Below are 20,511 nucleotides of genomic sequence, written 5' to 3' on the forward strand. Positions count from 1 at the left end.
GCATCGGTCTCGATACGCTCAGAGACTGGATCACAAACGTCCCTCAAGCAGCAGCCAAAGCGTGGGCCAAAAAGACCCACCAGAAAACACTCAAGCCCTTAACTCATGCATGAGTCGTGTACTGTGAACGGACTCACCGTCATTTCTCTATCCTTTTGATTTTACGCATTTCCGGACGCAAAACCGCTTCACACTTTTGCTGGAAATGCTCTAACGCCGGACGGCCGGCGCGACGAGCTTGCGGTAAAGATGCCAGGTCGAATGCCCGAGAACCGGCATGACGACGGCAAGGCCGGCAAAGATCGGGATCGTCCCGATCACCAGCAGCGCAGCGACAATGAGCCCCCAGAGCGCCACCGGCACCGGATTGGCGAGTGTCGCGCGAACGCTCGTGTCGATCGCCGCGGCGGCGCCTGCGTCCCGGTCGAGCAGCAAGGGAAAGGCGACGACCGTCGTTGCCAGCACGACGACGGCAAACCCGAAACCGGCGAGATTGCCCCAGAGGATCAGGCGCGTGCCTTCCGGCGTCGTCAGCACATCCGACAGGAAGGACGAGACGGAGGCCGGCACGGTTTCACCGAAATAGGCCGTATAGATCGACTGCGCGACGAGCAGCCAGGCGATGAACAGTGCGAACAGGAAGGCGCCGACGGCGACGATGGACGGCAAGGCCGGAGAATCGAGCACCGTCAGCGCATGTCGCCAGGACGTGTCCTCGCCGTTCTCGCGGCGGCGGCTGATCTCGTAAAGACCGATGGCGGCGACCGGCCCCAGCAGGGCGAATCCGGACATCAGCGGGAACAGCAGCGGAAGCAGGTTGGCGCCGGAACTCCAGACCATAAGGAAGACGCCGGCCAGCGGATACATGAGGCACAGGAAGACGTAGTGCGACGGCTTCTCGCGAAAATCGTTCAATCCGAGTCTCAGGGCATCGACGACATCGGCACTGCCGATCTTTCGGACGACCGGGCGCACAAAACCGCTGTCTGCGCCGGCCATGACATGAAATGCGGTCATAGCGTTTCTCCTCCACGACTTTGTCCATTGCCGCGTCGGCGCGCCTGGAACGCAATCGCGCGGCTTTGGCATCGATCCCTCCCTCCCCGTCAATCAGGCGGGTCGGCGGGCAAGAGCGGCCGGGGCGCGAACATGCGGCGAAAGAAGGAGCCGACACACAAGGGCAAACCGGCACGGGCGGAACTCTAGCAAATTTTGCCGCACCTGTCGCCTTTTCCCTTGACTTGGGCAACGCCGCCTCTCACATCGGCGCCATCATGAAAGCATCCGAAGCCGATATCCTGATCATACCCGGCTATACCAATTCCGGACCGAACCACTGGCAGACGCGCTGGGAGGCGAAGCTTGCGACTGCCCGGCGCGTGGAACAGGCGGAATGGTCGAAACCCGTCCGGGAGGACTGGGTGACGCGGGTCGCCGAAGAGGTGAACGCCTCCTTCCGCCCCGTGATCCTGATCGCTCATTCCCTCGGCATCCCGTCGGCGATCCACGCCATCCCGCAGTTCAGGAAGCGGGTGATCGGCGCCTTCTTCGTCGCACCACCGGAAGTGGAGAATCCGTCGATACGCCCCAAGCACCTGATGACCTTCGGGCCTTATCCGCGCGATCCCCTGCCCTTTCCCTCCCTGACGGTCGCCAGCCGCAACGATCCCTTCGGCTCATTCGAGCATGCCGACGATATCGCGTCCGCGTGGGGCTCGCTGCTTGTCGACGCGGGAGAAGCGGGCCACATCAACACGGAATCCGGACATGGCCCCTGGCCGGAAGGCACCATGGTCTTCGCGCAATTCCTGAGCCGCCTGAAACCCTGAGACGATCGGCACCCCCAAGAATGGAGAGTGCAGCAATTCGAACGGCAATTTTAAGCTGAACTTAATTGGAAATTGCTAAATTGCTTGCTCGTTTAGCAGTGAGCCAAGCCGCCCGATGCCGTCAAACGTCCTCTCACGCCCTCTTGAGCCCGGCCCCGGGAGCGACGTGGGTGTGCTGGCGGCAATCCTGGATGCGTTTCCCTTTCCGCTGGCGATCGTGGATTCCCTTGGCGCGCTTGTGCTGGCAAACGAGCCCTTTCAACGCGACTGGACCGGCAATTTTTCACTACCTGCCACTTTTTCAGCGCTGTTTCACGCCGATGACAGGAAAGAGCTCGACGGCAGGCTGCAGCGGCTGAGCAGCGGATCGTCCTCCGAACTTGCCGAATTGCGCATGACCGGCCCGGACGGGTCGGGGCGATGGGTGCTGGCCCTGCTGGCCCCGGTTGGCGGGCACGCGAAAAGCCGGACTTTCTTCTCCGCTCACCTTACCGATATCACCGGGCGGAGACGTCAATTCGAAGAATTGGCGGAGCGCGAGAGCCGCTGGAACAATGCGCTCGTCAGCTCCGTCTCCGGCGTCTGGGATCACAATTACGCGACGGGCCAGAAATACTACTCGCCGGTGTGGCGGCAAATCCGCGGGATGTCCCCCGAAGATCCGCTGGCGGCAACCACGGAAGAGTGGCTGGAGCTCGTGCACCCGGACGACCGGAACCACGTCTTTCATGCAATCGAACGGCAGAACGCCGGCGATCCCGCCTATGCCGTCTTCGAATATCGGGAGCGACACAAGCAGGGCCACTGGATCTGGATCGAGTGCCGCGGCGCCTGTGTCGAATGGGACGGAAGCGGCAAGGCGACCCGCGTCGTCGGCACGGATACCGACATCACAGCCCGCAAGGCGGCCGAGGAGGCCATGGCGAAGATGTCACGCCGTCTCGACATGGCGCTCGAAATCTCCGGCATCGGCGTCTACGAATCCGATTTCACCACGGGTGAAGTGGATTGGGACGAGCGGATGTTCCGGATCTACGGGCTGGAGAAGAGCGAAACGGTCGTCATCGGTGGCCTGTGGGAGAGTTTCCTGCATCCCGACGACGCCGAACGCGTACAGGCCAATGTGCAGACGCACATCCGGAACAGCGAGCGCTTCTCCGACGAATATCGCGTTGTCCTGCGCGACGGCTCCGAGAGGATCGTCCGCACCCGTACCATGCCTTTCGTCGACGGAAACGGTCATCAAAAGATGGTCGGCGCCAACTGGGACGTCACCGCCGACGTGATGCTGCATCGCGAACTCGAGAGAGCCAAGACGCTTGCGGAAGCGCGCAATCGCGAACTCGAAGCGGCGCGCAGCCGCATCGAGCATACCGCGATGCACGATTACCTGACCGATCTGCCGAACAGGCGTTATCTCGACGAGATGCTGGACCGGGTCGCCGCCGAGTGCGCCCGCGACGGACAGGGTATCGCGATCCTGCACATCGATCTCGACCGGTTCAAGCAGATCAACGACACGCTCGGCCACAGCGCCGGCGACATGATGCTGAAGCATGCCGCGAAAGTCCTCAGGGGCACGACCCGCAAGGACGATTTCGTGGCGCGCATCGGCGGCGACGAATTCGTCATCCTTTCAAAATTCCAGGGGGAGCCGCGGAAGCTTTCCAATCTGGCGGAGCGGATCATCAAGGAGTTGCGCAAGCCGGTTTCCTACGAGGGCCATGACTGCCGCTTCGGCGCCAGCATCGGCATCGCCTGTGCGACCGGGACAGGTCCCGACGCACGGCAGCTTCTGCTCAACGCCGATATCGCGCTCTACCGCGCCAAGAATCACGGCCGCAACCGGCACGAGTTCTTTTCGGAAGAGATCCATAACGAGATCATCAGCACCAAACGGATATCCGACGAGATCCTGCTCGGGCTGGAGCGCAGGGAGTTCGTGCCGTTCTACCAGCTGCAGTTCGATGCGCGGAGCCTCGACATCACGGGGGTGGAAACGCTCGCGCGCTGGCGGCATCCGGAACACGGCATGCTGTCCCCGGACAAATTCCTGCAGACCGCCGAGGAACTGGACGCGGTTCCGGCGATCGACGGGATGATCCTCCGCAAGGCTCTGGCCGATTTCCGGGAATGGGCCGGACAGGGCCTCCCGATCCCGAAACTCTCGGTCAACGTCTCCTACCGCCGCCTCCACGACGCGGCGCTGTTGCGCAAGCTGAAGGCCCTGAGGATCGAACCGGGCACGGTCTCCTTCGAACTTCTCGAATCGATCTTTCTCGATGACTGCGATGATCAGGTGCGGAAAAATCTCGAACGGCTCGGAAAACTCGGTATCGATATCGAAATCGACGATTTCGGCACCGGACACGCTTCCGTCGTCAGCCTTCTCAAGCTCAATCCGCGGGCGCTCAAGATCGATGGGGAACTGGTGCGTCTCGTCTCGCAATCCCGCGAACAGAGGAAGCTGGTCGGCTCCATCATCGAGATCGGCAAGACCTTGAACATCCGGGTCGTGGCCGAGGGTGTCGAAACCGTCGAACAGATCCGCATCCTGCGCGATCTCGGCTGCGACGTCCTTCAGGGCTATGCGCTGGCGAGGCCGATGCCTCCGTCCGACATTCCCGATTTCGTGCGTTCCAATGGCTGGCGCTTGCCGAACGGCGCCCGAAAGCGCCAGACGGCTACGGAATAACCAACCCGGACGCGGAAACGCGTCGCGCAAGAAGCCGGCAAACCGCCCACAAATAAGCCGTGTCCCCGGGACACGGCTCAGCTTGAGCGCGAGGGCGCGAAAATTACTGGTTTTCGATCTGATGAACCGCTTCGCCGAGCAGTTCGCCCATTTTCGCGCGGATTTCCTGGTCGGAGACCGACACGCCGGCCGCATCGAAATCGCCGCGGAGCTTGCGGAAGACATCCTCTTCGCCGGCCTCTTCGAAATCGGCGATGACGACTTCTTTCGCATAGGCTTCGGCATCCGCCTTGCCAAGCAGGCCGGCCGCCCAGAGGCCAACGAGCTTGTTGCGGCGGGCGAGCGCCTTGAACTTCAATTCCTGGTCCAGGGCGAACTTGTTTTCGAAAGCTTTTTCGCGATCGCTGATGCCGCTCATCTCGGATCTCCCAAAAGTGGACTTTGCCCGGACCCCTTAATCAAAAGCCGAGCAAAGCGCAATCCGCGCGATCTCGATTCCGACGCATAGGAAAGCGGATTCCCGACACGGAATTGACGAATGCAAAACTCCACCGAAAGACACCCGCCCGGACGGCTTCCGCAATCAAGCCGCTTCCATGTCCTCGACCACATCGATCAGCAGATCGTGCATCCTGGTCTGCAGATCCTCGTCCGAAACGGTGACGCCGGCCATGTCGAAATCATGACGCAATTTGGTGGCTATGTCGTGGGGAGCCTTGCCGTCGAGGGTGGAAAACACCAGGTCCTGTGCATAAGCGCCGGCATCGGCAATGCCGAGCAACGATGCGGCCCAGAAACCCATCAGCTTGTTGCGACGGGCTTCCATACGAAACTGGAGAGACTGGTCGTAGGCGAACTTGTCTTCGAGGGCCCGGCCCCGGTCGTGAAGAGCGTATATCATGGTTCCCTGCTTTTGTTGTTCATTACCGTCCTTTCCGTCAGGACGCAGCTATTGCTAAAACAAAAGCTTCAAGAAACCGTGTAATCTGAGGCTGAACGATTCCTGATTGCATTTCGTCAAGGAACCCCTCGCCCGGCAAAGGTTTTGGAGGCCGACATTGTGAAATCCGTTCTTTTCCGATAAGGGACCGCTCAAACATCATCCATTGCGCCTGAAAAAGGCGCCAACAACGAGACAAAAAATCATGAATCGTCGCCGCCGTATCTACGAAGGCAAGGCCAAGATCCTGTACGAAGGCCCCGAACCCGGCACGCTGATCCAGTTCTTCAAGGACGACGCAACCGCCTTCAACAAGAAGAAGCATGACGTCATCGACGGCAAGGGCGTTCTGAACAACCGCATTTCGGAATATATCTTCACCCATCTCAACAAGATCGGCATTCCGACGCATTTCATCCGCCGGCTGAACATGCGCGAGCAGCTGATCAAGGAAGTGGAGATGATTCCGCTCGAGATCGTCGTGCGCAACGTCGCCGCAGGCTCCCTGTCGGAACGCCTCGGCATCGAGGAAGGCATGGTCCTGCCGCGCTCGATCATCGAATTCTACTACAAGTCCGATGCGCTCGCCGATCCGATGGTCTCCGAGGAGCACATCACCGCCTTCGGCTGGGCGAACCCGGCCGAGCTCGACGACATCATGGCGCTCGCCATCCGCGTCAACGACTTCCTTTCCGGCCTGTTCCTCGGCGTCGGCATCCAGCTCGTGGATTTCAAGATCGAATGCGGCCGCCTGTTCGAGGGCGACATGATGCGCATCATCCTGGCCGACGAGATTTCGCCGGACAGCTGCCGCCTTTGGGATATCGAGACCAAGGAGAAGATGGACAAGGATCGTTTCCGGCGCGATATGGGCGGCCTTCTGGAAGCCTATTCGGAAGTGGCGCGCCGTCTCGGCATCATCAACGAGAACGAGCCGATCCGCGGAACCGGACCGGTTCTCGTCAAGTAATTTCGGGGGTTAGATCAGTGATCAAGGCACGCGTGACGGTCACGCTCAAGAACGGCGTTCTCGATCCTCAGGGCAAGGCGATCGAAGGCGCGCTCGGCAGCCTCGGCTTTTCCGGCGTCGGCCATGTGCGGCAAGGCAAGGTCTTCGACATCGAACTCGACGGCGCCGACAAAGCCAAGGCGGAGGCCGATCTCAAGGCGATGTGCGAGAAGCTTCTGGCAAACACGGTGATCGAGAATTATACTATCGCTCTCGACTGACGATTGCGGAGCGTGTGGTGGCTGAAGTCACGAAGGAAATGCTCTACGAAGAAATGCTGAAGCTCGATGAACGTCTTCCGTATCTCAGGAACTCATCCATGAGCTTATGCGGCGGCGCCATCGGCGGGCCGACAAGTCGGATACAGCCGGTCGTGATCTGCGAAACGAAATGAATTCGATGCGCCTGATCGTTCATGCGCACCAAAGTGCTATAAACAATCTCTATACGGTCTTGCATCAATTGGGCGAGCGTTTGGAGAGGATAGAAAATCGCCTCGAGCTGCGCGAGCTCGCCGAGGCCCAGGCAAGGTTTGAACCGCACCCATGAAATCCGCCGTCGTTCAGCTTCCCGGTCTCAATCGCGATCGCGACATGATCGCCGCACTTACCAAGATTTCCGGCAAGGCGCCGGTTACCGTCTGGCAGACGGAGACCGAAATCCCCGATGTCGACCTGATCGTCATCCCGGGCGGCTTTTCCTATGGCGATTATCTGCGATGCGGGGCCATCGCGGCCCGCATGCCGGTCATGCAGGCGATCAAGGACAAGGCCGAGAAGGGCGTGAAGGTGCTCGGCGTCTGCAACGGTTTCCAGATTCTGGTCGAAGCGGGCATGTTGCCGGGCGCACTGATGCGCAATTCCTCGCTGAAATTCGTCTGCAAGGAAGTGAAGCTCGAAGTCGTCAATGCCGAAACCGACTTCACGCGGGCATACGAAAAGGGGCAGATCATCCGCTCCCCCGTCGCCCATCACGACGGCAATTATTTCGTGGACGCCGACACACTGGCGGACATGGAGAACAATGGCCAGGTCGTCTTCCGGTATGCGGAGGGAACCAATCCGAACGGCTCCCTGAACGACATTGCCGGCGTCATGAACCGCCGCGGCAACGTCCTCGGCATGATGCCGCATCCGGAAAACCTGATCGAAGCGGCCCATGGCGGCAATGACGGGCGCGGCATCTTTGCCTCCGCGCTCGATGTCGTCGCCGTCTCCGCTTGACCCTCCGGTTATCCGCTTCCTCCATAAAGCGCCCGCAAGTCACATCAGGACGTTTTTGATGCCGTTTTCCACACGTATTCTCGCCCTCCTCTCCCTTGCCATCGGAGGCCTAGGGCTGTCTGCCTGCCAGTCGCAGCGGGAAGCGCCGGTGCAGAACCGCGCCGCCCTGCCCACGATGGAGCGCGTGGCGCTGTCAGCCAATGCCTGCTGGTTCAAGTCGGGCGAGGCGGCGTTCAAACCCTATCGTCTGGCGCCGGAACTCAACTCCTTTTCCGGGCGGCCACGCATTCTCGCAGTCCCCCGCAACAGCCCGGAATCGCGACCCGTTCTGGTCGTGCAGGCGGAAGGCAGCCCGGCACGCCTCGATGCGTTCGGCCCGCTGATGAACGGCGCTGACGGGGAGCGAATCAAGCGTGATATCCTGCGCTGGGCCGGCGGCGCGAAAGGCTGCTGATATTAACCAGCAACGTTTACGTTTGAAGAGGCGATCTGTTGCAGCTCTGCACCGAACGTTTCGGATTTTTACTTTTTTTGCCACAAGTCATAATGTCGCGTAAACGCCCGCTGGACGGACTTCAAACGCCATTGTACCAATCCCGTCCTGGAGAACGGACGACCGTCTGAGCACGGGTCGTGCTGGCCGCGAACCCCGCGGCGCTTGTGAGGACAACGGGAATGAACAAGGCGCTTTTCGGATCTTTCATCGGAGCACTCGTGGCCGCATCGGCGATGACTTCCTCGGCATTCGCCCAGGAACACCTGCTGGATGAAGTCCGTATCGGCGTTTCAGGTTCGATCCAGAGCAAGAGCACCTTCGAATCCGGCGCCTTCCCGTCCGCCACGGTTTTCTTCGACCCCTTTGACCAGCGCCACGCCCAAAGCTTCATGGACCACATGCTGCGTCCCCGCGTCCATGTCGGCGCGATCGTTTCGACCGCAGGCGAAGCAAGCCAGGTCTATGCCGGCTTTACCTGGACGGCGCCGATCACCGACCGTATCTTCGTCGATCTCGGCTTTGGCGGTGCGTTCAACAACGCCAACCTCGACAAGCCGAACGACGGCCCGCAGGTAGGCTGCCATGTCCTGTTCCATGAATCGGCGGCCCTCGGCTACAATATCACCGAGAATTGGCGCGTCCTTGCCACGGTGGAGCATTCGTCAAACGCCGATCTGTGCGACAACAACGACGGCCTCTCCTATGCAGGCATTGCGATCGGCTACAAGTTCTGAACCGTTCCCTGCTCCGCCAGATCATGAAGCGCCGGACCACCGGCGCTTTTTCGTTTGGCCTGTCCGGATGTCGCCGGACATTGCAAGGCAACATTTTCTTATCGCGCCTCGGCTCCACTTAGGTTAAAGAGCGCCAAAGCTTGGCCCTTCAATCCAGAGAAGATCATGACCATTCCGAACAGCATCGCGATCACTCCCGAACTCGTCGCTTCGCACGGCCTGAAGCCCGACGAGTATCAGAGGATTCTCGATCTGATCGGCCGCGAGCCGACCTTCACCGAACTCGGCATCTTCTCGGCCATGTGGAACGAGCATTGTTCCTACAAGTCCTCAAAGAAATGGCTGCGTACGCTGCCGACCAAGGGGCAGCGGGTCATCCAGGGGCCGGGAGAGAACGCCGGCGTCGTCGATATCGATGACGGCGATTGCGTCGTCTTCAAGATGGAGAGCCACAACCACCCCTCCTATATCGAACCCTACCAGGGTGCAGCGACAGGCGTCGGCGGCATCCTGCGCGACGTCTTCACCATGGGTGCTCGCCCGATTGCATCGATGAACGCGCTGCGCTTCGGTGCGCCGGACCATCCGAAGACCCAGCACTTGGTTTCGGGCGTCGTCGCGGGCGTCGGCGGTTACGGCAACTCCTTCGGCGTACCGACCGTCGGCGGCGAGGTGGAGTTCGATTCGCGCTACAACGGCAACATCCTCGTCAATGCCTTCGCGGCGGGATTGGCCCGCACGGATGCGATCTTCTATTCCAAGGCCGAGGGCGTCGGACTGCCGGTCGTCTATCTGGGCGCCAAGACGGGCCGCGACGGCGTCGGCGGCGCGACCATGGCGTCAGCCGAGTTCGACGAATCGATCGAGGAGAAGCGTCCGACGGTGCAGGTCGGCGATCCCTTCACGGAAAAATGCCTGCTCGAAGCATGCCTCGAACTGATGGCGACCGGGGCGGTCATCGCGATCCAGGACATGGGTGCCGCGGGCCTTACCTGTTCGGCCGTCGAAATGGGCGCCAAGGGCGACCTCGGGATCGAACTCGATCTCGACAAGGTCCCGGTCCGCGAAGACCGCATGAGCGCCTATGAGATGATGCTGTCGGAAAGCCAGGAGCGCATGCTCATGGTGCTGAAGCCGGAAAAAGAGGAAGAGGCCAAGGCGATCTTCGTCAAATGGGGCCTCGATTTCGCGATCGTCGGCAAGACCACCGACGATTTGCGCTTCCGCGTCCTGCACCAGGGCGAAGAGGTTGCCAACCTGCCGATCAAGGACCTTGGGGACCAGGCGCCGGAATATGACAGGCATTGGATACAGTCGAACGGCCGCGCTCCCCTGCCCGCCTCCCAGGTTCCGGCTCCGGCCGATTACAATGCGGCCCTGCTGAAGCTGGTCGGCTCGCCGAACCAGTCCAGCCGCCGCTGGGTGTGGGAGCAGTACGACACCCTGATCCAGGGCAACTCGCTGCAGCGCCCGGGCGGAGATGCAGGTGTCGTGCGTGTCGAGAACCACCCCAGCAAGGCTCTTGCGTTTTCCTCCGACGTGACGCCCCGTTATGTCGAGGCCGATCCTTTCGAGGGCGGCAAGCAGGCGGTTGCCGAATGCTGGCGCAACCTCGTCGCCACCGGCGCCGAGCCCCTTGCCGCGACCGACAACCTCAATTTCGGCAATCCGGAAAAGCCGGAAATCATGGGCCAGCTCGTCGGCGCCATCAAGGGAATCGGCGAGGCCTGCAAGGCGCTCGATTTCCCGATCGTGTCCGGCAACGTCTCCCTCTATAACGAGACCAACGGCGTGGCGATCCTGCCTACGCCCACCATCGCGGGTGTCGGCCTGCTGCCCGACTGGCAGAAGATGGCGAAGATCGGTTCCGCGAAGGAAGGCGACAAGCTGATCATGATCGGCACCGACGGCAGCCATCTCGGCTCGTCCATCTACCTGCGCGACATTCTCGATACGATCGATGGCCCGCCGCCGGAGGTCGACCTTGCCGCCGAGCGCCGCAATGGCGATTTCGTCCGCTCGATCATCCGCAGCGGCCAGGTGACCGCCTGCCACGATATCTCCTCCGGTGGCCTTGCCCTCTCGCTGGCGGAAATGTCGATGGCTTCCGGCAAGGGCATGAAGGTCAGCCTTGCGGATCAGCGCGGGCCGGCCCATGCGCTGCTGTTCGGCGAAGACCAGGCCCGCTATGTGATCGCCGTCCCCGCCGATCTCGCCAATTTCGTGCAGGCGAGCGCGGAAAGCGCCGGCGTGCCCTTCCGCCCCCTCGGCACGGTCTCGGGCGACAAGCTTGTGATCGGCGATCTTGTGGACGTGCCGGTCGCCGAACTCGTGAAAACTCACGAAGAGTGGTTCCCCGCCTTCATGGCGTGACTTCAAAACGGACGAGGATAATTCTCCGGCGAGCGCGCCGCACCGAGACAGGTTCCTGCGGCGCGTCCTGAGTTTCTGCCTTCCGGAGCGTTTCACGCACCCGTTTTATACTTTCAAGACTTGAAATCTGGACGCGGGCCTTCGGCTTCCGCGATGCACAGCCTTGCATATTTCCATTGCCGGGGGATTGATGGACTCAGCCAGCCTGCGTATGGATTAAAGTTTACTGAAACAGGAAACTACAAGCGCAAATGCTCACACCGATACTGACCTGGCTGAGGTCATCGGGGCCGACCTGGCATTACAAGCGCATCTGGCTGGATGCGCTCATCATCACCGTTTGCCTGAACGTCCTCGCCTGGATGATCTTTTCAAAAGTGGGCATGACCACCTTGGAAATCTTCGCCGAGGATGGCCCCATAGAGGACCTTCAGTCGCTGTCGCTCGCCATTACCGCGCTGCTTGCCGTGATGGCTGCATCGAGGACGCGGATACTGGCACGTTTCGTCGCGATCACGACAGCCTGCATCTCGATCATCTTCTTTGCCCGCGAGATGCCTATATGCCGCGGAAGTATGACGGTTTATTGCGTGTCGAAGACGTGGCTGCCAATTATTATCGGGATTGCTGCCCTTATTCTTCTGATTGCGACGATCGTTTTCGAATATCGCCACAGAGGCGGGCTTTCGCGCGCCATCCATCCCCGCCTTTCCTGGCCTCTTGGTTTCGTTGCGGCCGTGCTCGCCCTTAGTCAGCTGGCAGAGCATTTCGATATCGTCGTGCTCGAAGAAGGCCTTGAATCCTATGGCTTCATGATCCTGACGCTGAGCGCGATCTGGCTCTACCGGTTTTCCCGGACACAGCAGGTCGCCCCCCTCAGGACGCGCGCGAAGGCAAGTTTCTACAGGCTCAGGCAGACGCTTCTACATCACTGAGGAGCCTGTAGACGCCGGAATATCCCTCTTTGACCCGGCAGCCGCTTTGAGGCACTCTATCCGGACAAAATTATCCGCGGCTGAGTCCGCGGAGGAGAAAAGGGAAGACATCATGGCTATGAGACCGGGTGAAATCGAAGATCTGATCAAGGCCGGTATTCCCGGAGCCAAGGTCACCATCCGGGATCTGGCAGGGGACGGCGACCATTACGCCGCCGAGGTGGTCGCGGAACAGTTCCGCGGCAAGAGCCGGGTGCAGCAGCACCAGATGGTCTATGAGGCCCTGAAGGGCAATATGGGCGGTGTTCTGCATGCACTGGCGCTGCAGACGTCCGCACCGGCCGATTGAGGCGGTGTTTCGCGCCGGCCTGACCGGAGCTTTGTCGCCAACATCGTCGAATAAGCGCGGCCCCGACAGTTTATTCCGCTGGAAATCCTGCAATCACATTGCTATTTAGAACCAATGAAACAAGCGCAGCGGCCCTTGAAACCGCATGTGAAAGGATATGACATGAGCGGAGTTCACGAATTCATCGACAACGAAGTGAAGACGAACGATGTGGTTCTCTTCATGAAGGGCACTCCCCAGTTTCCCCAGTGTGGTTTCTCCGGCCAGGTCGTGCAGATTCTCGATTATCTGGGCCTCGATTACAAGGGCGTGAATGTGCTCGCCGACGCGGAAATCCGCCAGGGCATCAAGGACTATTCAAACTGGCCGACCATTCCGCAGCTTTACGTCAAGGGTGAGTTCATCGGCGGTTGCGATATCGTCCGCGAGATGTTCCAATCCGGGGAACTGCAGAATCATCTGCAAGAACAGGGGATCGCCGTCCGCGGCGCTGCCTGAGTTTTTCCGGGCTTACAGGTCCGGATTTCATCGAAGACATTTTCAAGGCGCCGCTCCCAACGGCGCCTTTCACGTTGTTTAGGAAACCGCTGTGACAAAACCTTCACAAACGGCCCCCGAGCGCCTGCGCGGCATGGGCCGAGCCGAATTCATTGCGATGATGGCCATGCTGATGGCCCTGAATGCGCTGGCGATCGACATCATGCTGCCGGGCCTCGGAGAAATCGGCGCCTCCCTGGGCGTGGTCACCGAAAACCATCGCCAATATGTCGTTTCCTCCTATGTCTTCGGCCTCGGCGCCGCCCAGATCCTGTATGGCCCCCTTTCGGACCGCTTCGGTCGCCGGAAACCCATGATCTTCGGCATCGCGGTCTATATTGTCTGTGCAATCGGCATCGTCGTCGTGCCGTCCTTCGGCGCCATGCTGGCGTTGCGCTTCATTCAGGGAGCCGGCGCGGCGGCGACGCGCGTCATCACCATTTCGGTCGTCCGGGACGTCTTCGGCGGCCGGGCCATGGCCGAGGTCATGTCGCTGATCATGATGGTCTTCATGATCGTGCCCATCATTGCGCCGGGCACCGGGCAGCTCATCATGTTCTTCGGCAACTGGCATCTGATCTTCGTGTTCATCGCCGTCGTTTCGCTCGCCATCGGCTTCTGGATGTATGCCCGCCTGCCTGAAACGCTCGATCCCGCCGACGTCCGCCCCTTCACGGTATCCTCCATCCTGGACGGCTTCCGGATCGTGCTCACCAACCGGATCGCGCTCTGTTACACGATCTCCAGCACCTTCATCTTCGGCGCGCTGTTCGGCTTCATCAATTCGGCGCAGCAGATCTATGGCGGCATCTATCAGCTCGGCGTCTGGTTTCCCGTCGCCTTCGCCGCGGTCGCCGTTTTCATGTCGACCGCCTCGTTCCTGAATGCCCGCTTCGTCGGCCGCTTCGGCATGCGCCGCCTGTCGCATGGCTCATTGATGGGGTTCATCGCCATTACCTTCCTCTGGATGCTGGTGCAGGTTTTCGGGCCGCAGCCCATGCCGATCCTGCTCTTCCTGGTTTTCTTCTCGCTCGCCATGTTCCAGTTCGGCTGGATCGGCTCGAACTTCAACTCGCTCGCCATGGAACCGCTCGGCCATGTGGCGGGGACGGCGTCTTCGGTGCTCGGTTTCATGAGCACCGTCGGAGGATCGGTGATCGGGGTCATCATCGGCCAGGCCTTCGACGGCACCGCACTGCCGCTGGTCGCGGGCTTCTTCACGGTGTCCATCATCGGCCTGGTCTTCGTGCTGATCGGCGAAAAGGGGCAGCTCTTCCAGCCGCACAATCCGCGGATCTGAGCATCCCGAAGAAGATGGAAGCTCCCCTGTGCGACAGAGATCGAAAGCTGCCGCAAGGGGGAGTGGCGTCGGCCGGCGCAACCGTTCCCCCTCCGCCGGTGGCCCGGCGAATGGACTGGCGGGTTTTGTCCTGCCGAGAGGTGGCTGTGCTAACCGATGATCTCGCGGCGCAGCATCTGCCAGCTTTCCTTGTCGGGCGCGAGCAGCAATCCGCCATCGACATGGTGCGGCAGATAGGCGGAACCGTCGAAGCGCGCCACATGGCCACCCGCTTCCGCGGCAATCAGGGTGCCGGCCAGGTGATCCCAGGGCATCAGCTTGTTATAGAGAACGAACTGCACATGACCGCCCGCGAAGGTGCGGTATTCGTGCGCCGAGCAGCGATAATTGGCGAAGAAGCGGACCTTCGCGAGATTGCCGAGGATGCGTTCGCGCGTCTCGCCAAAGAAATACCCGGGCGATGCCATGCCCACCATGGCATCCAGCGGCCGGGACTGCGCGACCGAGAGGCGGATCGCCTCCCCGTCCGGCCGCCTGAGAAAGGCTCCCGCCCCCTTCTCGGCCATGACCCAGTCATCGCCCATCGGATCGTAGATGATGCCGGCGACCACCTCTCCCTTCCAGACGACGGATGCCATGACGCCGAAAGCCGGGATGCCGGAGGCGAAGTTGAACGTGCCGTCCACCGGATCGACGACTATGGCGAAATCCGTATCGGCCAGCTTGCCGAGCAGAGATGGATCGGCGGCAACCGATTCCTCGCCGACGAACAGCGCGCCCGGCGCGATCGCTTCGACCTCGCGGCGGATCAACCGCTCGGCGGCCTCATCCGCTTCGGTAACCAGATCGGACGGCTCGCTTTTCGAGCGTATGTCGCCATTTCCGAGCCTGCGGAAACGGGGCAGGATCTCGGACTTGGCGGCAAGGCGCAAGAGGTCGGCGAGCTTCGTAACGTCGAGCGGAAGGGTCATCTCTGGATCTCGGATTCTAGGTAGGAAAATCAAAGGGTCGGGTCGGGTTGGCCTGCAGGCCGGCGAAATCGAAAAGCTTCGGATCGAGAAGATGCGACGGGTTCACATGGGCGAGCGCGCGCAGCATCGCATCCTTGCGGCCAGGCATGCGCGCCTCGATATCGGCAAGCATCTGCTTCATCATGTTGCGCTGCAGCCCGTCCTGCGATCCGCAGAGATCACAGGGAATGATCGGGAACTGCATGGCGGACGCGAATTTCGCCAGGTCCTCCTCGGCGCAGTAGGCGAGCGGGCGCAGCACCATCAGGTCCCCCTCGTCATTCAGCAGCTTGGCCGGCATGCCCGCAAGCCGCCCGCCATGGAAGAAGTTCATGAAGAAGGTTTCCAGGATATCCTCCCGGTGGTGACCGAGCACCAGCGCGTCGCACCCCTCTTCACGCGCAACCCGGTAGAGATTGCCGCGCCTCAGCCTCGAACAGAGCGAGCAATAGGTGGCGCCCTCCGGCACCTTTTCCTTCACGATCGAATAGGTGTCGCGGTATTCGATCCGGTGCCTGACGCCGATCGACGTCAGGTAATCCGGCAATATGTGCTTCGGAAAATTCGGCTGGCCCTGATCGAGATTGCAGGCGATCAATTCCACCGGCAAGAGGCCGCGCCATTGCAGGTCGAGCAGAACGGCGAGCAGCGAATAGGAGTCCTTGCCGCCCGAAAGACCGACGAGCCAGCGCTTCTGGTCCCTCAGCATGCCGAAATCGTCAAAGGCCTGACGGACCCGACGCAGCAGGCGCTTGCGCAGCTTGTTGAAGGAGACGGAACCCGGCGCATTGCGGAACAGCACCGGCGCAAGGCCATCGACAACCTCGTCCAGTTCATCCCCGATCATGGCGTTCACGCCCATTCGTCATCCTCTGAAACGGAAAGCGGGCCAGGCCCATCTTGCCGATTGTTCGTCAGCCCCCAAGCGCGGCCGCCACCGCCTCCAGCGCCTCGCCTGCCTTGGCTCCATCCGGACCACCGGCCTGGGCCATGTCCGGACGACCGCCGCCGCCCTTGCCGCCCAGCGCCGCGGAGGCGACACGGACCAGGTCCACGGCGCTGAACCGGTCGGTGAGATCAGGCGTCACGGCCACGACCGCGCTCGCCTTGCCGTCCTCGGCAACGCCGATCAGCGTCACCACGCCGGAGCCGAGGCTTGCCTTGCCCTCGTCGGCAAGGCCCTTCAGGTCCTTCGCGTCGATGCCGGACAGCGCCTTGCCCATGAACTTCACGCCGCCGACCTCGCGGACATCGCCGGCCGGGCCACCCTGGCCTCCGCCCATGGCAAGCCGGCGTCTGGCATCCGACAATTCCCTCTCCAGCTTCCGGCGCTCGTCGATCAGCGCCTCGACGCGAACGATCACCTCCGAAGGCTGCACCTTCAATGCGCCGGCAAGCGTCTTCACACGCTCGTCCTGTTCCGCGAGATAGGCGCGGGCAGCCTCGCCCGTCACCGCTTCCAGACGGCGGACGCCTGCGCCGACCGCGCTTTCGCCAAGAATGCGCACCAGACCGATATCGCCCGTCGCATTCACATGGGTGCCGCCGCAGAGCTCGACCGAATAGGGCTTGCCGGCTTGCGGCCCCTCGATCGACCTGCCCATCGAAACGACGCGCACTTCGTCGCCGTATTTCTCGCCGAACAGGGCCATCGCACCTTCCGCGATCGCATCGTCGACGCTCATCAGCCGCGTCGTCACCGGTGCGTTCTGCAGGATGATGGCATTCGCCATGTCCTCGACCTTCTGCAACTCATCCGTCGTCATCGGCTTCGGATGCGAGACGTCGAAACGCAGGCGTTCCGGAGCGACGAGAGAGCCCTTCTGCGCCACATGCGTGCCGAGCACTTCACGCAACGCCTCGTGCAGCAGATGCGTGGCGGAGTGGTTCGAGCGCAGCCGCGAACGCCGGTCATGATCGACGGTCAGCACCACCGAATCGCCCACTTTCAGCGTACCTTCGGCCACGGTCGCCGCATGGACGAACAGGCCCTCGCCCTTCTTCTGCGTATCGGTGACATCGAGCCTGGCATTGTCGGTGGCGATGATGCCCGTATCGCCCATCTGGCCACCGGATTCGCCATAGAACGGCGTCTGGTTCAAGACAACCTGCACCTCGTCGCCGGCAGAGGCGCTGTCGACCGCCTTGCCGTCACGGACGATCGCCTGAACGACGCCTTCCGCCGCCTCGGTGTCGTAACCCAGGAATTCCGTCGCCCCGAACTTTTCCTTCAGCTCGAACCAGATCGTCTCGGTCGCCTTGTCGCCGGAACCGGCCCAATGCGAACGGGCCTCGGCCTTCTGTCGTTCCATGGCGTCCGTGAAACCGGAGAGGTCCACGCCGATGCCGCGGGTGCGCAGGGCGTCCTGTGTCAGATCGAGCGGGAAACCGTAGGTGTCATAAAGCCTGAAGGCCGTCTCGCCGTCGAGCATGTCGCCCTTGCCGAGCGTGCCGGTCGCATCCGAGAGCAGCGACAGGCCCCGCTCCAGCGTCTTGCGGAACCGGGTTTCCTCCAGCTTCAGCGTTTCGGAGATCAGTGCCTCCGCGCGCACCAGTTCCGGATAGGCGCGGCCCATCTGCTGGACGAGCGCCGGCAGCAGCTTCCACAGCAGCGGCTCCCTGGCGCCAAGGAGCTGCGCATGGCGCATGGCGCGACGCATGATGCGCCGGAGCACGTAACCGCGGCCTTCATTCGACGGCAGGACGCCGTCGGCGATCAGGAAGGCGGACGAACGCAGGTGGTCGGCGATGACACGATGGCTTGCGCGGCGATCACCCTCCGCCGGAACACCCGTGGCATCGACGGAAGCCGCAATCAGCGCCCTGAACAGGTCGATATCGTAGTTGTCGTGCTCGCCCTGCAGGACGGCGGCGACGCGCTCCAGCCCCATGCCGGTATCGATCGACGGCCGCGGCAGGTCGATGCGCTCTTCCTTCGTCACCTGCTCGTACTGCATGAAGACGAGGTTCCATATCTCGATGAACCGATCGCCGTCCTCTTCCGGCGAACCGGGCGGGCCGCCCCAGATATGCTCGCCGTGGTCATAGAATATCTCGGAGCACGGGCCGCACGGGCCGGTATCGCCCATCGCCCAGAAATTGTCGCTGGTCGGGATGCGGATGATCTTCTCATCCGGCAGACCCGCGATCCGCTTCCACAGGTTAAAGGCATCGTCGTCCGTGTGATAGACGGTGACCAGAAGGCGGTTGCGGTCAAGACCGAATTCCTTCGTGATCAGGTTCCAGGCAAGCTCGATCGCACGCTCCTTGAAATAGTCGCCAAAGGAGAAATTGCCGAGCATTTCGAAGAAGGTATGGTGGCGCGCCGTGTAGCCGACATTGTCGAGATCGTTGTGCTTGCCGCCGGCGCGCACGCATTTCTGGGCAGTCGCCGCGGTCGAATAGGGACGCGTCTCAAGGCCGGTAAAGACGTTCTTGAACTGCACCATGCCCGCATTGGTGAACATCAGGGTCGGGTCGTTGCGCGGAACCAGCGGACTGGAGGCCACGACCTCGTGTCCGTTCTTTCGGAAATAGTCGAGGAAAGTCGACCGGATTTCATTCACGCCGCTCATGCTACGCCCTTTTTCCCGCGGATGCGGTGCTGTTATTCGAAAACCAAAGGCTTGTATCGTCCACGCCCACAACTGTCCAGCCGCCCGCCGCCCCGCCAAACGAGAAACCGGCCGCGCATCTTTCGATCGCGGCCGGCTCGAAGGTCCATGGCCAGGAAAACCTGAATGCGGCGGAACCGCTTACATTTCTGCGGCTCCATCGCCGTCGTCGGCCTCCGGGCCGCCATTCTGCAGGAAGCGGTCGGCGATCAGGCCTGCATTCTGGCGAAGCGCCATCTCGATCTCGCGGGCGAGTTCCGGATTATCGCGCAGGAAAAGCTTCGCGTTCTCACGGCCCTGACCGAGGCGTTGGCTGTTGTAGGAGAACCATGCGCCGGACTTCTCCACGATTCCCGCCTTCACGCCGAGATCGATCAGCTCGCCCGTCTTGGACACGCCTTCCCCGTACATGATGTCGAATTCGACCTGCTTGAAGGGCGGCGCCATCTTGTTCTTGACGACCTTCACGCGGGTCTGGTTGCCGACCACTTCCTCGCGCTCCTTGACCTGGCCGATACGGCGGATGTCGAGGCGAACCGATGCGTAGAACTTCAGGGCGTTGCCGCCGGTGGTGGTTTCCGGCGAACCGAACATGACGCCGATCTTCATGCGGATCTGGTTGATGAAGATCACCATGGTGTTCGACTTCGAGATCGAGGCCGTCAGCTTGCGCAGCGCCTGGCTCATCAGGCGGGCCTGCAGGCCCGGCAGATTGTCGCCCATCTCGCCCTCGATTTCGGCGCGGGGCGTCAATGCCGCGACCGAGTCGACCACGAGAACGTCGACGGCACCGGAACGAACCAGCGTGTCGGTGATCTCGAGCGCCTGCTCACCCGTATCCGGCTGCGAGATCAGCAGGTTCTGGAGATCGACGCCGAGCTTGCGGGCATAGACCGGATCGAGCGCATGTTCGGCATCGACGAAGGCGCAGATACCGCCCTTCTTCTGGGCTTCGGCGATCGTCTGCAGCGCGAGCGTCGTCTTGCCGGAGCTTTCCGGACCGTAGATCTCGATGATGCGGCCCTTTGGCAGGCCGCCGATGCCGAGCGCGATGTCGAGGCTGAGAGAGCCGGTGGAAACCGTCTCGATCTCAACGATATTCTCGTTCGAACCGAGCTTCATGATCGATCCCTTGCCGAAAGACCGTTCGATTTGAGACAGTGCCGCTTCCAGCGCCTTGCTCTTGTCCACCGCTTTATCCTCTACGAGCCGCAAACTATTCTGTGCCATGTGATCCCACCTTTAGGTTATTGCCGCCGCGCAAGCAATGAAGCAGCCGATAAAGGTGATGTACCTATTTTGTTCTCATTTGGCAATAGGCATTCAACGGATTGACTTCAAATAGCTATTTCAAATCCGTTCTCATGATGTTCACGCCCGCCGCCATGTGGAGAATTCATCTTTGAAAACAAGGCCTCACCGCAATTGCGGGACGAATCGCGACGGCCGGTTTTCTTCGCAGCCGGG

The 20,511-nt window shown here is 61.3% G+C and carries 20 protein-coding genes; 13 read left to right on the forward strand and 7 right to left on the reverse strand.

Annotation, left to right across the window (positions count from 1 at the left end):
- Nucleotides 1-210 precede the first annotated feature (210 nt).
- Entirely contained in the window at nucleotides 211-1,017 is an 807-nt protein-coding gene (locus ACFFP0_RS27270; protein WP_377265369.1) for a DUF2189 domain-containing protein, read from the reverse strand.
- A 257-nt stretch (nucleotides 1,018-1,274) separates the two neighbouring features.
- On the opposite strand from ACFFP0_RS27270, the gene ACFFP0_RS27275 reads away from it, so the two are divergent.
- Entirely contained in the window at nucleotides 1,275-1,829 is a 555-nt protein-coding gene (locus ACFFP0_RS27275; RefSeq protein ID WP_377265370.1) for an RBBP9/YdeN family alpha/beta hydrolase, read from the forward strand.
- 115 nt (nucleotides 1,830-1,944) lie between these two features.
- Nucleotides 1,945-4,524 (forward strand): sensor domain-containing protein, encoded by a 2,580-nt coding sequence (locus ACFFP0_RS27280; protein WP_377265371.1) that lies wholly within the window; start codon nucleotides 1,945-1,947, stop codon nucleotides 4,522-4,524.
- Between the two features lie 103 nt (nucleotides 4,525-4,627).
- Here ACFFP0_RS27280 and ACFFP0_RS27285 read toward each other — a convergent pair whose 3' ends face one another.
- Nucleotides 4,628-4,942 carry a DUF1476 domain-containing protein gene (locus ACFFP0_RS27285; protein WP_377265372.1) on the reverse strand — a complete coding sequence of 105 codons (315 nt, stop codon included), beginning with the start codon at nucleotides 4,940-4,942 and terminating at the stop codon, nucleotides 4,628-4,630.
- Between the two features lie 165 nt (nucleotides 4,943-5,107).
- A complete protein-coding gene (locus ACFFP0_RS27290) occupies nucleotides 5,108-5,425 on the reverse strand; it encodes a DUF1476 domain-containing protein (protein WP_377265373.1) in 318 nt (105 codons plus the stop codon).
- Nucleotides 5,426-5,669: 244 nt separating this feature from the next.
- Between ACFFP0_RS27290 and purC the strand changes: the two genes are divergently transcribed.
- From purC to ACFFP0_RS27345, 11 genes are all read left to right on the forward strand, one after another.
- A complete protein-coding gene (gene purC, locus ACFFP0_RS27295) occupies nucleotides 5,670-6,434 on the forward strand; it encodes a phosphoribosylaminoimidazolesuccinocarboxamide synthase (RefSeq protein WP_377265374.1) in 765 nt (254 codons plus the stop codon).
- 17 nt (nucleotides 6,435-6,451) lie between these two features.
- A complete protein-coding gene (gene purS / locus ACFFP0_RS27300; protein WP_377265375.1) occupies nucleotides 6,452-6,694 on the forward strand; it encodes a phosphoribosylformylglycinamidine synthase subunit PurS in 243 nt (80 codons plus the stop codon).
- 17 nt (nucleotides 6,695-6,711) lie between these two features.
- A complete protein-coding gene (locus ACFFP0_RS27305; RefSeq protein ID WP_377265376.1) occupies nucleotides 6,712-6,867 on the forward strand; it encodes a hypothetical protein in 156 nt (51 codons plus the stop codon).
- 151 nt (nucleotides 6,868-7,018) lie between these two features.
- Nucleotides 7,019-7,696, forward strand: a complete 678-nt coding sequence (gene purQ, locus ACFFP0_RS27310; RefSeq protein WP_377265377.1) for a phosphoribosylformylglycinamidine synthase subunit PurQ — start codon at nucleotides 7,019-7,021, stop codon at nucleotides 7,694-7,696.
- A gap of 58 nt (nucleotides 7,697-7,754) precedes the next feature.
- The gene (locus tag ACFFP0_RS27315) at nucleotides 7,755-8,150 is read left to right on the forward strand and encodes a hypothetical protein (RefSeq protein ID WP_377265378.1); all 396 of its coding nucleotides are present in this window, start codon (nucleotides 7,755-7,757) and stop codon (nucleotides 8,148-8,150) included.
- A gap of 221 nt (nucleotides 8,151-8,371) precedes the next feature.
- Entirely contained in the window at nucleotides 8,372-8,926 is a 555-nt protein-coding gene (locus ACFFP0_RS27320) for an acyloxyacyl hydrolase (protein WP_377265379.1), read from the forward strand.
- Between the two features lie 165 nt (nucleotides 8,927-9,091).
- On the forward strand, nucleotides 9,092-11,299 hold the full coding sequence (gene purL / locus ACFFP0_RS27325) for a phosphoribosylformylglycinamidine synthase subunit PurL (protein WP_377265380.1): 2,208 nt from the start codon (nucleotides 9,092-9,094) through the stop codon (nucleotides 11,297-11,299).
- A 251-nt stretch (nucleotides 11,300-11,550) separates the two neighbouring features.
- Nucleotides 11,551-12,234 (forward strand): hypothetical protein, encoded by a 684-nt coding sequence (locus ACFFP0_RS27330; RefSeq protein WP_377265381.1) that lies wholly within the window; start codon nucleotides 11,551-11,553, stop codon nucleotides 12,232-12,234.
- A gap of 112 nt (nucleotides 12,235-12,346) precedes the next feature.
- Nucleotides 12,347-12,583, forward strand: coding sequence for a BolA/IbaG family iron-sulfur metabolism protein (locus tag ACFFP0_RS27335; protein WP_377265382.1), 237 nt, complete (start codon nucleotides 12,347-12,349; stop codon nucleotides 12,581-12,583).
- Nucleotides 12,584-12,745: 162 nt separating this feature from the next.
- Nucleotides 12,746-13,081 (forward strand): Grx4 family monothiol glutaredoxin, encoded by a 336-nt coding sequence (gene grxD / locus ACFFP0_RS27340; protein ID WP_377265383.1) that lies wholly within the window; start codon nucleotides 12,746-12,748, stop codon nucleotides 13,079-13,081.
- A gap of 91 nt (nucleotides 13,082-13,172) precedes the next feature.
- Entirely contained in the window at nucleotides 13,173-14,420 is a 1,248-nt protein-coding gene (locus ACFFP0_RS27345) for a multidrug effflux MFS transporter (RefSeq protein WP_377265384.1), read from the forward strand.
- 149 nt (nucleotides 14,421-14,569) lie between these two features.
- On the opposite strand, the gene ACFFP0_RS27350 is transcribed toward ACFFP0_RS27345, so the two are convergent.
- The 4 genes from ACFFP0_RS27350 to recA all read right to left on the reverse strand — a co-directional run bounded on the left by ACFFP0_RS27350 (nucleotide 14,570) and on the right by recA (nucleotide 20,274).
- Nucleotides 14,570-15,391 carry an inositol monophosphatase family protein gene (locus ACFFP0_RS27350; protein WP_377265385.1) on the reverse strand — a complete coding sequence of 274 codons (822 nt, stop codon included), beginning with the start codon at nucleotides 15,389-15,391 and terminating at the stop codon, nucleotides 14,570-14,572.
- A 16-nt stretch (nucleotides 15,392-15,407) separates the two neighbouring features.
- Nucleotides 15,408-16,292 carry a tRNA 2-thiocytidine(32) synthetase TtcA gene (ttcA, locus tag ACFFP0_RS27355; protein ID WP_377265386.1) on the reverse strand — a complete coding sequence of 295 codons (885 nt, stop codon included), beginning with the start codon at nucleotides 16,290-16,292 and terminating at the stop codon, nucleotides 15,408-15,410.
- 52 nt (nucleotides 16,293-16,344) lie between these two features.
- A complete protein-coding gene (gene alaS / locus ACFFP0_RS27360; protein ID WP_377265387.1) occupies nucleotides 16,345-19,005 on the reverse strand; it encodes an alanine--tRNA ligase in 2,661 nt (886 codons plus the stop codon).
- Between the two features lie 180 nt (nucleotides 19,006-19,185).
- Nucleotides 19,186-20,274, reverse strand: coding sequence for a recombinase RecA (gene recA / locus ACFFP0_RS27365; RefSeq protein ID WP_377265388.1), 1,089 nt, complete (start codon nucleotides 20,272-20,274; stop codon nucleotides 19,186-19,188).
- Between the last annotated feature and the right edge of the window lie 237 nt (nucleotides 20,275-20,511).

It is taken from the genome of Neorhizobium puerariae, from assembly GCF_042429745.1.
Classification (GTDB): Bacteria; Pseudomonadota; Alphaproteobacteria; order Rhizobiales; family Rhizobiaceae; genus Neorhizobium; species Neorhizobium puerariae.